The sequence below is a fragment of the Streptococcus mitis genome (assembly GCF_965111725.1).
GTDB lineage: Bacteria > Bacillota > Bacilli > Lactobacillales > Streptococcaceae > Streptococcus > Streptococcus mitis_DV.
On the sequence record NZ_OZ217341.1, the window covers coordinates 619,223 to 631,124 of the forward strand.

Annotated in this window: 16 protein-coding genes; 3 read left to right on the forward strand and 13 right to left on the reverse strand. The window is 39.2% G+C overall.

Translation table 11 applies throughout. The features are described from left to right. Window positions 1–11 precede the first annotated feature (11 nt). The 8 genes from ACLV7Q_RS03180 to ACLV7Q_RS03215 form a co-directional block, all read right to left on the reverse strand. Window positions 12–269: a hypothetical protein gene (locus ACLV7Q_RS03180; RefSeq protein WP_119919970.1), complete on the reverse strand. Its 258-nt coding sequence runs from the start codon at window positions 267–269 to the stop codon at window positions 12–14. After that, window positions 266–481, reverse strand: coding sequence for a hypothetical protein (locus tag ACLV7Q_RS03185; RefSeq protein WP_101514539.1), 216 nt, complete (start codon window positions 479–481; stop codon window positions 266–268). Before ACLV7Q_RS03185 ends, ACLV7Q_RS03180 begins: the two co-directional genes overlap by 4 nt. After that, window positions 478–927, reverse strand: coding sequence for a hypothetical protein (locus ACLV7Q_RS03190; RefSeq protein ID WP_218757489.1), 450 nt, complete (start codon window positions 925–927; stop codon window positions 478–480). Before ACLV7Q_RS03190 ends, ACLV7Q_RS03185 begins: the two co-directional genes overlap by 4 nt. A gap of 78 nt (window positions 928–1,005) precedes the next feature. Next, entirely contained in the window at window positions 1,006–1,155 is a 150-nt protein-coding gene (locus ACLV7Q_RS03195) for a hypothetical protein (protein ID WP_166727420.1), read from the reverse strand. After that, window positions 1,142–1,288 carry a hypothetical protein gene (locus tag ACLV7Q_RS03200; protein WP_000438875.1) on the reverse strand — a complete coding sequence of 49 codons (147 nt, stop codon included), beginning with the start codon at window positions 1,286–1,288 and terminating at the stop codon, window positions 1,142–1,144. The genes ACLV7Q_RS03195 and ACLV7Q_RS03200 overlap by 14 nt, the downstream gene beginning before the upstream one ends. 3 nt (window positions 1,289–1,291) lie before the next feature. Further along, window positions 1,292–1,720 (reverse strand): hypothetical protein, encoded by a 429-nt coding sequence (locus ACLV7Q_RS03205; protein WP_100127751.1) that lies wholly within the window; start codon window positions 1,718–1,720, stop codon window positions 1,292–1,294. Window positions 1,721–1,834: 114 nt separating this feature from the next. Next, window positions 1,835–2,143, reverse strand: a complete 309-nt coding sequence (locus ACLV7Q_RS03210) for a hypothetical protein (protein ID WP_218757488.1) — start codon at window positions 2,141–2,143, stop codon at window positions 1,835–1,837. Window positions 2,144–2,269: 126 nt separating this feature from the next. Then, entirely contained in the window at window positions 2,270–2,491 is a 222-nt protein-coding gene (locus ACLV7Q_RS03215; RefSeq protein ID WP_001863444.1) for a helix-turn-helix domain-containing protein, read from the reverse strand. 180 nt (window positions 2,492–2,671) lie between these two features. Between ACLV7Q_RS03215 and ACLV7Q_RS03220 the strand changes: the two genes are divergently transcribed. Then, window positions 2,672–3,412: a helix-turn-helix domain-containing protein gene (locus ACLV7Q_RS03220; protein ID WP_218757487.1), complete on the forward strand. Its 741-nt coding sequence runs from the start codon at window positions 2,672–2,674 to the stop codon at window positions 3,410–3,412. A gap of 88 nt (window positions 3,413–3,500) precedes the next feature. Beyond that, window positions 3,501–4,667 carry a tyrosine-type recombinase/integrase gene (locus tag ACLV7Q_RS03225; protein ID WP_218757486.1) on the forward strand — a complete coding sequence of 389 codons (1,167 nt, stop codon included), beginning with the start codon at window positions 3,501–3,503 and terminating at the stop codon, window positions 4,665–4,667. 70 nt (window positions 4,668–4,737) lie between these two features. Here the strand turns inward: ACLV7Q_RS03225 and ACLV7Q_RS03230 are convergent, their stop codons facing one another. The 5 genes from ACLV7Q_RS03230 to ACLV7Q_RS03250 form a co-directional block, all read right to left on the reverse strand. Further along, window positions 4,738–5,547, reverse strand: coding sequence for a hypothetical protein (locus ACLV7Q_RS03230; protein ID WP_218757450.1), 810 nt, complete (start codon window positions 5,545–5,547; stop codon window positions 4,738–4,740). 12 nt (window positions 5,548–5,559) lie between these two features. After that, entirely contained in the window at window positions 5,560–6,642 is a 1,083-nt protein-coding gene (locus ACLV7Q_RS03235) for a M24 family metallopeptidase (protein WP_218757451.1), read from the reverse strand. Between the two features lie 127 nt (window positions 6,643–6,769). Next, a complete protein-coding gene (gene gatD, locus ACLV7Q_RS03240) occupies window positions 6,770–7,552 on the reverse strand; it encodes a lipid II isoglutaminyl synthase subunit GatD (RefSeq protein ID WP_218757452.1) in 783 nt (260 codons plus the stop codon). Next, window positions 7,552–8,895, reverse strand: coding sequence for a lipid II isoglutaminyl synthase subunit MurT (gene murT, locus ACLV7Q_RS03245; protein WP_218757453.1), 1,344 nt, complete (start codon window positions 8,893–8,895; stop codon window positions 7,552–7,554). The genes gatD and murT overlap by 1 nt, the downstream gene beginning before the upstream one ends. A 98-nt stretch (window positions 8,896–8,993) precedes the next feature. Further along, on the reverse strand, window positions 8,994–10,310 hold the full coding sequence (locus tag ACLV7Q_RS03250; RefSeq protein ID WP_000958960.1) for an FAD-containing oxidoreductase: 1,317 nt from the start codon (window positions 10,308–10,310) through the stop codon (window positions 8,994–8,996). A gap of 193 nt (window positions 10,311–10,503) precedes the next feature. Here ACLV7Q_RS03250 and ACLV7Q_RS03255 point away from each other — a divergent pair, with 193 nt between their 5' ends. Next, window positions 10,504–11,730 (forward strand): OFA family MFS transporter, encoded by a 1,227-nt coding sequence (locus ACLV7Q_RS03255; RefSeq protein ID WP_172930526.1) that lies wholly within the window; start codon window positions 10,504–10,506, stop codon window positions 11,728–11,730. Window positions 11,731–11,902 lie beyond the last annotated feature (172 nt).

Consider the following 11,902-nt stretch of genomic DNA (forward strand, 5'->3'; position numbering starts at 1 on the left):
CGCCCACCTCCTTAACTTTTATTTACAAAGGTTATTTGTCCGCTCGCTACCCCTTGCAAAATAGCTTTTTGAGTCTCTATGATTGTATCAAGGGTTTTCAAGATAGCTGTCTTAGTTTCTAAATCCAACGCTTGTTTTGTCAACAAGCCCATAGTTACAGCTAACTTTGTTGCATTGTCCATACACGTAGCTAGAAAAATCTCTTTAGTAAAATAAGGTTCATCTGGTATTTTTTCACTATCAAGGTATATCTTCACTATGTAACTCATTCCATCCCTCCGTAAACTCTTACCCCTGCAAGCTGGATATATCGCCCATAATCAGGGTTTAAATCCTCGCTAGGTGTTTCTATCGTCTGTTGGTTTTCTCGCTCTATTTGGGCGCTTTTTTTACGGTCTCGGTGGTTTAGATAAAGTAGTAAGCCAATCAATACCACGATTAAGACAGCGGCCTGTGTGTTACTTATATCTAGTTCATTCATTTTTTTAATAACCCTCTTTCTCTCAAATCCTTGATAACTAAATCCTGTAAATACCACCAGATGTTCATATTGTCGGAGGTTGCTAATTTTCCAGGATCTGTGAAACTTCTAACAGCTTTATTCAAATAATCAAATAATAACCAATTCGGGCGTTCTTTGCCTAATCTAATAGAATTTTCCGCCATCAGTTCATCATGCTTTTTCAACTCGCCTAGTAAGTTGCTGATGTTTGCATCTAAAAATGTTTCATGTTCCGCTTCCTGTTGTTTATAGGTTTTAATTAGTTGATGAAATTCAATCCATAACCTAGTTATTGCCATCCTACAATCTTCGGCTATCTCTGTTGCTCCGTGGTGTTTCTTTGATAAATGCCACTCTGACAAAATATCTAGTTTTTCCTCTACGTTGCCTATTTTTTCTTCAAATTCTTTAAAAAATTCATCCATTTTTCTTTACCTTCTTTGTCTTTTACTATCCAGTTTTTCAAAACCTTTTCTAATTTGCTTGCCTGCTCTTCGGTTTTCTTAGTTTTTATTCATTTCGTTTACGGCTTTATCTGCTAACCGTTGCCATTGTTTTCTAAATTCTTGTTCATCTATCCGCCCATGGAGAAAATCGCTTAGGGCGTAAGTTGCACGGCTGTAAAATCGCTTGGCTCTATCATAATTTGTCATTCTTTGCCTCACTTACTGCTTTTACTACCTTTTCTCTTAGTTTTGTAAATTCTTCAATAAACTCATCTTGAGATATAACCCCACGATTAAAAGTTATAATCAAGGCGCTTGCTCTTTTTGTGTATTGTTCCATCTGTTAGCCCTCCATCATGTCGTAAATTATAGCGCGGTGCTTTTTAGGGATGTGTTTCATCGCGTCCAATATGTCACGCTCTGCTTTTTGTCGTGTTTCTGCTTTGACTGTTTTATCTTCTGCTATTTCAAAGGCATTTTTTGCTACTTTGTAGTAGTCTAGTGATTGTAAAAAATGACCACGTTCAGACAATTCTTTATCTTCCAATTCCTCTTTTACCGTACCGTCCAAGAGTTCAAACTTGGAGTACACCCCTTTTTCTACTTCAAATCCTAGACGCTTGTTTTGTCTCAGATTGTAAAGGTTAACCCTGCAACTCTCCAAGTTGCGATAGCCTAATACTCCAGCGATTTCTTCTAGGTTTTTACCCTCTAATTCTGGCAATTTTTCAGCAATATCTTTAAATTTTACTACTTGATGTTTCTTTCCCATTGTTTACCTTGTCTTTCTATGCTATAATCAAGGTATAGAAAAAATATCTATACCCTGAATCTTGTCACTTGCTTCGGTCGCCAAACTTTCCGCAAGTGACTTTTTTTTGTTGTCTTAAACTCCTAAAAAATCCGCAACCTCTTTAGCAGGAAAAACTCCATTTGGATTTGGTTCAATATCATCTTCCAATACTTTAAAATGTAAGAATGGTTTTGTTTCGTAGCTTTCGCCTTTTTCGTAAAGTGCTTTAATACGGTCAAATAGTTTTGTCAATGCTACGTCGTTGGTGTACTCAACAGTGATTTCACCGTGTCCATTGTAATTTGTCTCTTCAACGTCGGTGATCATACGAATTTCTTCGCCCAATGCTCTAGCGATACCGTGGTCAGTTGTTTGTGCTTGATATACTTGTTTATTGTTCATGTTGTTTTCTCCTTTATGTTCTAGGTCGGATATTTCTTCCGAGAAGGTCAATCCCCAGTGGTAAAGCACCAGTGGAGTATCTTGTAGATGTAATATAGTATTGCGATTAGGTTACTCCTTCCGTTCTTATTCGGGAACGTTTTTATTAAAAAAAATTCCCAATTCATTTACGCCATAGCCCAGAATTTTACCAAATTCAGCAAGCTCGTCAGCTCCAAATGGTACAATTCCATTTTCTCTTTTTGCGTAAGGCGCTCGGGACTTCCATCCCATTTTTTCGGCTATCACATCTTGAGTATAGCCTTTTGCAATGCGCTCCGCTTTAATTCGTCTTAGGTTTAATTCCATCAGCTACCACCTTTCTTTTTTAGTCGTTCCCGTAAGAGAACAAAACAAGTATAACTCTTCCGTTCCCATTTGTCAACACAAAACTTGATTTTTTTTACAAAAAAATATTTTTAACATGGTTCTTGTACTTTTTTGGGAACGGTGGTATAATAAAATCAAATTAAGAAAGGGGGGTGTAAAATGCGCTCTAATAGTGAAATTATAGATATTATCGTCTTAGAAAAAGACAAACAAGACCTTTCTCTTAGTGAGTTAGCTCGAAGAGTAGGGTTGGCAAAATCTGCCATGTCTAGATACTTAAATAAAACCAGACAATTCCCACTAAACAGGGCTCAAGATTTTGCTAATGTTTTAGGTATATCAGTAGAATACCTGCTAGGTGTTGAAAACTCTTCTCCATCAACTTCAACAGTTGAAAAAATCACGCTCATAGCTGACCAACTCACTCCACCAAGACAAGAAAAAGCCTTGACTTATCTTAGAAAGCAGCTGCTGGAGCAGAAAAACGAAAACATAGTATCAGAAAATATTATCAGTCTGGACGACTACAGGGAAAGCAAGACGCTCCCTGTTATCGGAGTTGTAACCGCTGGAAACGGAATAACTCAAGACGATAACCTAAACATAGAAAAATGCTTTTATACTGATGAAATACCAGACGACTACGACGCTATCGCTTATGTCGTTGGCAACTCTATGGAGCCAAAGATAAAAAACGGCGACTATCTTTTTATAAAGAATGCACCTCAAGTTGACTATAACACTATCGGTATCTTCCAAGTAGACGGCGCTAACTACGTCAAGAAACTGCGTCAAGGGTATTTAGAAAGCCTTAACCCTGATTGTGCTGATATTCAACTAGACGAAAGCAACGATATACGCACCATCGGCGAAGTCGTGAGTATATATAGAGAGAAATAAAAAAGGAGATCATCGTAGCTCCTCGCATGGTAAAACTTCAAAACCTTTTCTAATTTGCTTGCCTGCTGATGGAAAAAGGAGTAAAACCATGAAAATAACAGAATATACTAAAAAAGACGGCTCAATAGTCTATCGCTCTAGCGTCTACCTTGGCATCGATACCGTAACAGGTAAGAAAGTCAAGACGACTATATCAGGGCGAACCAAGAGAGAACTTAGAAACAAAGCGCTACAGGCTCAAATAGACTTTGAAAAAAACGGCTCTACAGTATTTAAAGCGGTTCAAATCAATACCTATGCCGAACTGGTGGAGAATTGGCTGGAAACATACTGCCATACGGTCAAAAAGGCTACCCTTACAATAATCAAGAGTAGACTAAAAAACTATCTACTTCCAGCCTTTGGAGACTACAAACTAGATAGGCTAACACCCCCAGTTATTCAAAAGCAAGTTAATCAATGGGCAAAAGAGTACAATCAACTAGGAAAAGGCTACCAAGAATATCCGCAACTTAACTCGCTAAATAAACGCATACTTAAATACGCCGTATCCTTGCAAGTTATCCCTTTTAATCCTGCCCGTGATATTATCGTCCCACGTCGCAAACCAAAAGAAGGGCAAAAACTCAAATATCTGGATGATGATCATTTGAAAAAATTCTTGACTTACCTGGAGCAGCTCCCTAATACTTACAAAAATTTCTACGATACAGTGCTATATAAGACGCTTTTAGCGACTGGTTTGCGCATTCGTGAATGTTTAGCCCTCAAATGGTCTGATATTGACTTACAAAACGGTACACTAGACGTAAATAAGACTCTAAACTGTGAAAAAGAAATCACTACCCCTAAAACAAAATCAAGCGTTAGAATGATTGACTTGGATAATAAGACGGTACTCATGCTGCGGCTTTACAAAAATAGACAAGCGCAAATTGGTAGAGAAATAGGCTTGACTTATAAAAAAGTATTTTCTAATTCCTTTGACGAATATAGAGACGCTAGGGCGCTTAGGTCAAGACTTGAGAAACATTTAAAACTTTCTGACTGCCCTCGTTTAACATTCCACGCTTTCCGTCATACTCACGCTAGTATCTTGCTCAATGCTGGACTACCTTACAAAGAGATACAAACACGGCTAGGGCATTCTCAAATATCAATAACCATGGATACTTATAGCCACTTGTCCAAAGACAACAAGAAAAACGCTACTTCATTTTATGAAAAAGCCATTGAAAAATTAAAAAGTTCTTAAAAAGTCCACAAATTTTATAAATCGGCTATAAATCAAGCCACAAATACCGCTATACTAGGGAATTTACCCCCTAGACTTGAAATAAAGCGCATATCGAAATAAAATGAGGTAATTTTTCGTATTTTTCTTCAAGCAATGTTACACTATGGAATCCAATATTTTCAAAAATCTCTTTTACGTCTGTAGGTTCTTTAGTAAGTAAAATATCATAATCATCAGGTGAAAGTATATACTGATTCTTTAAAATATCATTTAGTCGCTCAGAAATTCGCAAACTAATATTTTTAGGGATGCTTGAGTCAGTATTATCTCTTGAAATTCTAACTTTTCCCGTTAAACTTCCATAATCATTATAATCTAAAGTAAAAAACCAAGTTGAAATCCTACTAATTGAATACACCTCAAAATTAATTAAAGCTTGATTAATTTCTATTTTTTTAATTCGAAAAATTTGATTAGCTTCTTCATGAATTATTCTATTAAACTCTTCCTGATTTAAGAATTCAGGGAATTGAATGGATAAAGATTGTCTACGTTCTTCATCTTGTTTCTTTTCAAGACGCTCTTGATTATTCCATGAGTGTATTTCAAACATTAAATTTACAACTTTACCAGGTACACTTATAAAATTAGAAATTCCTGTCATAGTATTATTGGCAATACAAACAGCTCCATCTACAGTATTGGTCGTTATTTTGGAAGTTTCATCTACAACTACTTTCACGGCTTTTGCAGTCTCGTTTGCAAGATCATTTACAACTTTTGAGGATTCATTTGCAATATTATTTACAACCTTTGAAGATTCATTAACGATATCATTTACGACTTTAGAAGTTTCATTAGTAACATTATCTACAAATTTAAAGAGATCATTTAACATAAAATAATACCATTAATCAAAATAAAGCAAATCTTTGCTGGTATTTGTAAAGAGGTCGAAGCCATCCTTTGTAACAACACCACAGTCTTCGATACGAACACCGACTTTACCAGGGATATAGATACCTGGTTCAACAGAGAAGCACATGCCTTCTTCGATGACCATGTCGTTTCCTTCCATGATAGATGGGAATTCATGGACATCCATACCGATACCGTGACCGAGACGGTGGTTGAAGTACTCACCATAACCAGCTTTTTCGATGACCTCACGGGCAGCGCGGTCCACTTCATGAGCAGTCACACCTGGCTTGATAAAGTCAAGAGCAGCTTGTTGGGCTTCAAGAGTCAAGTTGTAAATATCTTTCTTGAATTGGTCTGGTTTGCCGACAGCGACTGTACGAGTCATATCTGACGCATAGCCATTGACCAGAACACCCAGGTCAAAGAGGAGAAGAGCATCATTTTCAACCTTATTAGCTGCTGGAATACCGTGTGGATTCGCAGCATTATCACCAGTCAAGACCATGGTATCAAAGCTCATTTCGTAACCTTCACGTTTCATGGCAAAGTCAATTTGTGCGATGATATCTGTCTCAGTCTTATCAAGAGAAATATTGTCAAAACCAACATGAACAGCCTTGTCAGCATAAAGACCTGCAACCATCATTTTTTGCACTTCATCAGCTGATTTGATGAGGCGCATGCGTTGGATACGAGGAGTGAGGTTGTCAAACTCAGCAGTCTCAAAAACTGTTTTCAAACCATGGTATTTGGTCAAGATGAGATTGTCAAACTCAACAGCGACACGTTTGAAATCAAGCTGTGGAAGAGCATGTTTCATTTTTTGCCATGGATTTTCAGAATCCACATAGCCCACAACTGGGAAGGAAACAGTGCTAGTAGCACGCTCAACCTCAAGGGCTGGGACAAAGAGAAGGGGTTCCTGATTAGCTAGGACAAAAAGGAACATCTGGCGTTCATGGGGATCACTGTAAAAGCCAGTGAGGTAATTGATTGTGACGGGGTCAGATACGACAGCGACGTCTAGTTTTTCTGATTCAAGATATGTTACGATTTGTTGTAATTTAGACATATGCTACCTTCTTTCTACCCCTCTATTTTGGCAAAAAAAGAGAGAAAATGCAAGGGAGAAGGGTAAAAGAAAAGACAAAAAGAACTCCGACAAGATAACGGAGTTCTTTGATATGGTTTTCCTTGTTTTAAGAAAAGTCAGCCTTGCTTTTGACATCACTGTATTCTTCAGCGATTTCTTGGCTGAGAATGTCCTCATAGGCAGGGAGTTGGATGTCCTGACCGTATTTCTTCTTGAGAGCAGTGATGACTAGGCGATAAGCTAGATTGGCATTGCGAGAGAGGATAGGTCCGTGGAAGTAGGAACCAAAGACATTCTTATAATGAACCCCTTCGCCGACTTTTTCTTCGTTATTTCCATTTCCATAGACAACCTGTCCCAGTGGTTTTTGGTCATCAGAGAGGAAGGTACGGCCTTGATGATTTTCAAAACCATAGTAGGTTTCATTGAAATCTTCATTATGAATCTTGATGTCACCGATAAAACGGTTATTGGTCTGGTTGAGCGTGTAGTGGCCCATGACCCCTAGTCCTTCGATGCGTTTGCCTGAAGCTTCAATATAATATTGCCCCAATAGTTGGAAACCACCACAGATAGCCAGAACCACACCGTCGTTTTGGATGTAGTTGTCAATGCTCTCTTTTTTAGCAGGTAGGTCGTCTGCAATAATACTTTGTTCAAAGTCTTGGCCGCCACCGAAAAAGGCGATATCATAGTGGTTTTCATCAAAATCATCATGGAGAGAAACGATGTCAACCGTCACATGGGCTCCCAGCTTTTCAGCCACGTACTTGAGCATGAGGATGTTTCCATTGTCCCCGTAGGTATTCATGAGGTTTCCGTAGAGGTGGGCGATGTTGAGCTGATAAGGGTAATTGCCATCTTTTGAGGAAAGTGAAGTATAAACCATTAGTTCATCTCCTTTCTAACAAGCTGACGATTAGCCAGTAATTCACGGAATTCCAGCATAGCAGTATAGGTAGCCAGAATATAAGCATGCTTGCAGTCTTGGTTCTCAATGGTCTTAAGAACTTGTTCCAAATTGCTTGTTTCAGTGATTTTTTCAGCTGGATAGCCTGTTACTCGGAGACGACGTGCGATTTCAGAATGACGAACACCGCCAGCGTTGATTTCAGGGATGTCCATCTCAGTGATTTGTTCAAAATCAGCATCCCAGATCCAGCTGGTATCTATTCCATCTGCATAGTTGGCATTTAGGAGAACAGATAGACTAAAAGGATAAGGTGCTAGTTTGATCATTTCGATAGCTTGGGTTGCACCGACTGGATTTTTAATGAGGACGAGGGTGCATTCCTTGTCACCGATATGGAAGGTTTCTTGGCGTCCAAAGACTGCACGGCTTTTATCAAATCCTTGCTTGATGAGTTGTGAATCTGCACCGAGAAAACGGGCGATAGCAACTGCAGCTAGGGCATTGTAGATGTTGTAGAGTCCGCCGATTTGGATACCGTATTCTTGTCCGTCAATGACAAAGCGAGAGCGATTGTTGGTCAACTCAACCAGTTCTGTCAAGCGATAGTCCAGTTCAGGACGTTTACATCCACAGCCTTCACAGATATAGGCACCCAAGTTTGCATAGGTATTGTGTTCGTATTTGAGGATACCTTGGCAGTCAGGACATAGAATACCTTCGGTATTATAGTGAGCCAGTTGGGCTGGCCCTTTCTCCAAGTCAAAACCAAAATACTGTACAGGATTTGGAATAGCTGGCTTGTAGAAAAGTGGACTGTCTCCATTAAGGAGGACAGTAGCTGTAGGCACCTTACGAATGGCATCCAAAATCATCTTGTAAGTTGTGTAAATCTCACCATAGCGGTCCATCTGGTCACGGAAGATATTAGTAATGACAAAAAGACTTGGCTGGATATAGTCACAGATACGAGATAGACTGGCTTCGTCGATTTCTAGGACGGCAATATTTTTCCCAGTTTTAGAAGACTTGGCTGTTAAGAAGGTTGTCGCAATCCCTGTAATCATATTGGCACCGCTTGGGTTGGTCAGAACTTGACCATAAACTTCTTTTAAAATGCCAACAGTGAGGGCAGTTGTCAGGGTTTTTCCATTGGTTCCAGTGACCACGACAATCTCGTAGTTCTTAGCTAGGTTTTGTAAAATATCTTTATCAAATTGAAGGGCAAGTTTTCCTGGAAGCGTACTTCCACGGCCAAGACGGCTTAAAACAAAGTGGGAAGAACGCCCAGCAAGAAGGCCCAAAGTAGTTTTTAAGTTCATGTTTCTATTATATCACAAAAGAGGGAAAAGACAGATTTGAGATTCCGCAGAAGTAAAAACAGCCCAAAGAGGGCTGTTAGATACGATTAAATCTCAACTTAAATCGCAAACAAGTCATTCAAGTTCTCAGCCAAGGTTGGGTGAGTGAAGATTTGTTTTGTGAAGTAAGTGTAAGGAATCTTGTTGTCCATAGCAACAGTGATGATGTTGATGATTTCTTGAGAACCTTCTGAGAAGATGCTTGCTCCAAGAATTTCTTTTGTTTCAGTATTAACAACAGCTTTGAAAGCTCCGCGAAGGTCTCCATTTACGTGACCACGAGGCATTGCTGCAACAGGGATTTCCTTAACAGCGTATGGAAGTTTCAAATCAGCTGCTTGGCTTTCAGTCAAACCTACTTGTGAAAGTGCAGGTGTGATGAACATAGTATTTGGTACATTGAGACGGTCTTCAAGTGTGTAGCTGCCATCTCCAGCAAGGTAGCTGTAAACAACACGGAAGTCATCCAGTGAAATGTAAGTAAATTGAAGGCCACCGTTGACATCTCCAACTGCAAAGACACCAGGAACGTTTGTTTGACAGTGTTTGTCTACTTTAATAGCGCCACGTTCAGTTAGTTCAATATCTGTATTTTCAAGTTGAAGTGGTTCTACATTTGGTTTGCGTCCAGTTGCGTAGAGAAGGGCATCGAAACGGTACGTTTCGTTTTCAGTCACGACAAGCACTTGGTCACCGTCGTTTTTGATTTCAGTAGTATGGATATTTTGAAGCAATTCAATACCGTCTTCTTCCATGTATTGTTTAGCAAGAGCTGCGATGGAAGGTTCTGCACGAGGTAGGAAAGTATCCAAGGCATCTAGGACTGTAACCTTGCTTCCAAGTTTGTTGTAAAGACCAGCAAATTCAAGACCGATATTTCCACCACCAAGGACTCCAAGTTTTTCAGGCAATTTGTCCAAGTTTTGGATACCTGTTGAGTCAAAAACGTTCTTGCTTGTAGCAAGTCCTGGGATTGGCAAGACGTTTGAAACAGCACCAGTGTTGATGACGATTGTTTCAGCAGTCAGTTCTTTCTTTTCATCACCAGCTTGGATTTCGATGACTTTATTTGAAAGGAAGTGAGCTTCCGCATCAAAGATGTCGACGCCTGTACCAGCAACAGTAGCATAGTTTTTACCGTTGAGGCGACCAGTGATAGTATTTTTGGTAGCAATGACTTCTTCAAAAGACAAGCCCTTCTCAGCAGCAACTAGCAAGGTTTTAGTTGGGATACAACCGATGTTGATACAAGTTCCACCATACATAGCTTTGCTACGTTCAACGAGGGCAACTTTTTTGCCAGCTGAAGCCAATTTACCAGCTAGTGTTTTACCAGCTTTACCAAATCCGATAACGATTAAATCATAAGTTAACATTTAGAGTTCCTCCTATTCGAATTTCATTCTAGCACAAGAAAAAAACTTTTGCACAATTCTGCTACGAAAAAGACAGAAAAAGATAAAAACGCTTTCCAGACAAAAAACTAGTAATTTTTTGACAAGCTTGATAAACTAAAATCCTATCTATTTTTATATAAGATAGAATAAATGTTCGAAAATAGGAGGTTTTATGAAATCGAATCGTTATATTATTGCCTTTGCTGGGGTCATTTTACACTTAATGCTGGGTTCGACTTATGCCTGGAGTGTTTATCGCAACCCTATTATTGAAAAAACGGGATGGGATCAGGCTTCTGTTGCCTTTGCCTTTAGTCTAGCAATCTTTTGTTTGGGCTTATCGGCTGCATTTATGGGGCGTTTGGTAGAAAAATTTGGTCCGAGAGTCATGGGGAGTCTATCTGCTTTTCTATACGCAGGTGGAAATATCCTAACAGGATTTGCAATAGACCGTCAAGAACTGTGGTTGTTGTATCTGGCTTATGGCATTTTAGGTGGGCTTGGTTTGGGAGCAGGCTATATTACCCCTGTGTCAACGATTATAAAATGGTTTCCTGATAAACGTGGTCTCGCAACAGGTTTAGCGATTATGGGGTTTGGTTTTGCTTCTTTATTGACTAGTCCCATAGCGCAACATCTCATCGCAGGGGTAGGGCTTGTAGAAACTTTTTATATTTTAGGTGCAAGTTACTTTATTATCATGCTCCTAGCTTCACAATTCATTAAGCGTCCAAATGAGCAAGAACTTGCAATTTTATCTGTTTCAGGGAAAGAAAAAACAGACTCTCTGACGCAAGGGATGACTGCAAATCAGGCTCTAAAAAGCAATCGGTTTTATATACTTTGGATTATTTTCTTTATCAACATAGCTTGTGGTTTAGGCTTAATTTCAGCGGCATCGCCAATGGCACAGGAGATGGCTGGCTTGTCTACAAGTCATGCAGCAGTAATGGTGGGTGTTTTGGGGATTTTCAATGGATTTGGTCGCTTGCTCTGGGCGAGCTTATCTGACTATATCGGTCGCCCCCTAACCTTTAGTATATTACTGCTTGTCAATCTTTTCTTTTCTCTCTCACTTTGGCTCTTTACAGATTCCGTTTTATTTGTAGTCGCTATGTCTATTTTGATGACTTGCTATGGAGCTGGTTTTTCATTGATTCCAGCTTATCTCAGTGATATTTTTGGAACCAAGGAATTGGCCGCTCTGCATGGTTATATTTTAACAGCTTGGGCAATGGCTGGTTTAGCAGGACCTATTTTATTAGCAGAGACTTATAAAATGGCTCATTCTTACACACAAACCTTGTTCGTTTTTATCATTTTATATAGTATCGCCTTGGCTTTGTCTTATTATCTAGGTCGTTCCATCAAAAAGGAAAGCCAAAAACCGCTTACATGATTTTCTGTAGAAATGGGGCTATCTTTTGCTCTGGTCTTGTGTTATACTAGATAAGTTGCAAAGAAAACAGTACTTTTCTTTTGTGGAAAAGAAGCAACACGATTTTGTATCCAGTATATGAAAATACGTCATAAAAAGAAAAGTATAAACTAAGCCCTATAGGGTGGCTTCG

Bases quoted from the DNA above. Each gene is read 5' to 3' on its own strand.
- ACLV7Q_RS03190 (WP_218757489.1), bottom strand. From the start codon at position 927: ATGGATGAATTTTTTAAAGAATTTGAAGAAAAAATAGGCAACGTAGAG.
- ACLV7Q_RS03210 (WP_218757488.1), bottom strand. From the start codon at position 2,143: ATGAACAATAAACAAGTATATCAAGCACAAACAACTGACCACGGTATC.
- gatD (WP_218757452.1), bottom strand. From the start codon at position 7,552: ATGGTTTATACTTCACTTTCCTCAAAAGATGGCAATTACCCTTATCAG.
- ACLV7Q_RS03220 (WP_218757487.1), top strand. From the start codon at position 2,672: ATGCGCTCTAATAGTGAAATTATAGATATTATCGTCTTAGAAAAAGAC.
- ACLV7Q_RS03230 (WP_218757450.1), bottom strand. From the start codon at position 5,547: ATGTTAAATGATCTCTTTAAATTTGTAGATAATGTTACTAATGAAACT.
- ACLV7Q_RS03235 (WP_218757451.1), bottom strand. From the start codon at position 6,642: ATGTCTAAATTACAACAAATCGTAACATATCTTGAATCAGAAAAACTA.
- ACLV7Q_RS03180 (WP_119919970.1), bottom strand. From the start codon at position 269: ATGAGTTACATAGTGAAGATATACCTTGATAGTGAAAAAATACCAGAT.
- murT (WP_218757453.1), bottom strand. From the start codon at position 8,895: ATGAACTTAAAAACTACTTTGGGCCTTCTTGCTGGGCGTTCTTCCCAC.
- ACLV7Q_RS03200 (WP_000438875.1), bottom strand. From the start codon at position 1,288: ATGGAACAATACACAAAAAGAGCAAGCGCCTTGATTATAACTTTTAAT.
- ACLV7Q_RS03215 (WP_001863444.1), bottom strand. From the start codon at position 2,491: ATGGAATTAAACCTAAGACGAATTAAAGCGGAGCGCATTGCAAAAGGC.
- ACLV7Q_RS03195 (WP_166727420.1), bottom strand. From the start codon at position 1,155: ATGACAAATTATGATAGAGCCAAGCGATTTTACAGCCGTGCAACTTAC.
- ACLV7Q_RS03225 (WP_218757486.1), top strand. From the start codon at position 3,501: ATGAAAATAACAGAATATACTAAAAAAGACGGCTCAATAGTCTATCGC.
- ACLV7Q_RS03185 (WP_101514539.1), bottom strand. From the start codon at position 481: ATGAATGAACTAGATATAAGTAACACACAGGCCGCTGTCTTAATCGTG.
- ACLV7Q_RS03255 (WP_172930526.1), top strand. From the start codon at position 10,504: ATGAAATCGAATCGTTATATTATTGCCTTTGCTGGGGTCATTTTACAC.
- ACLV7Q_RS03205 (WP_100127751.1), bottom strand. From the start codon at position 1,720: ATGGGAAAGAAACATCAAGTAGTAAAATTTAAAGATATTGCTGAAAAA.
- ACLV7Q_RS03250 (WP_000958960.1), bottom strand. From the start codon at position 10,310: ATGTTAACTTATGATTTAATCGTTATCGGATTTGGTAAAGCTGGTAAA.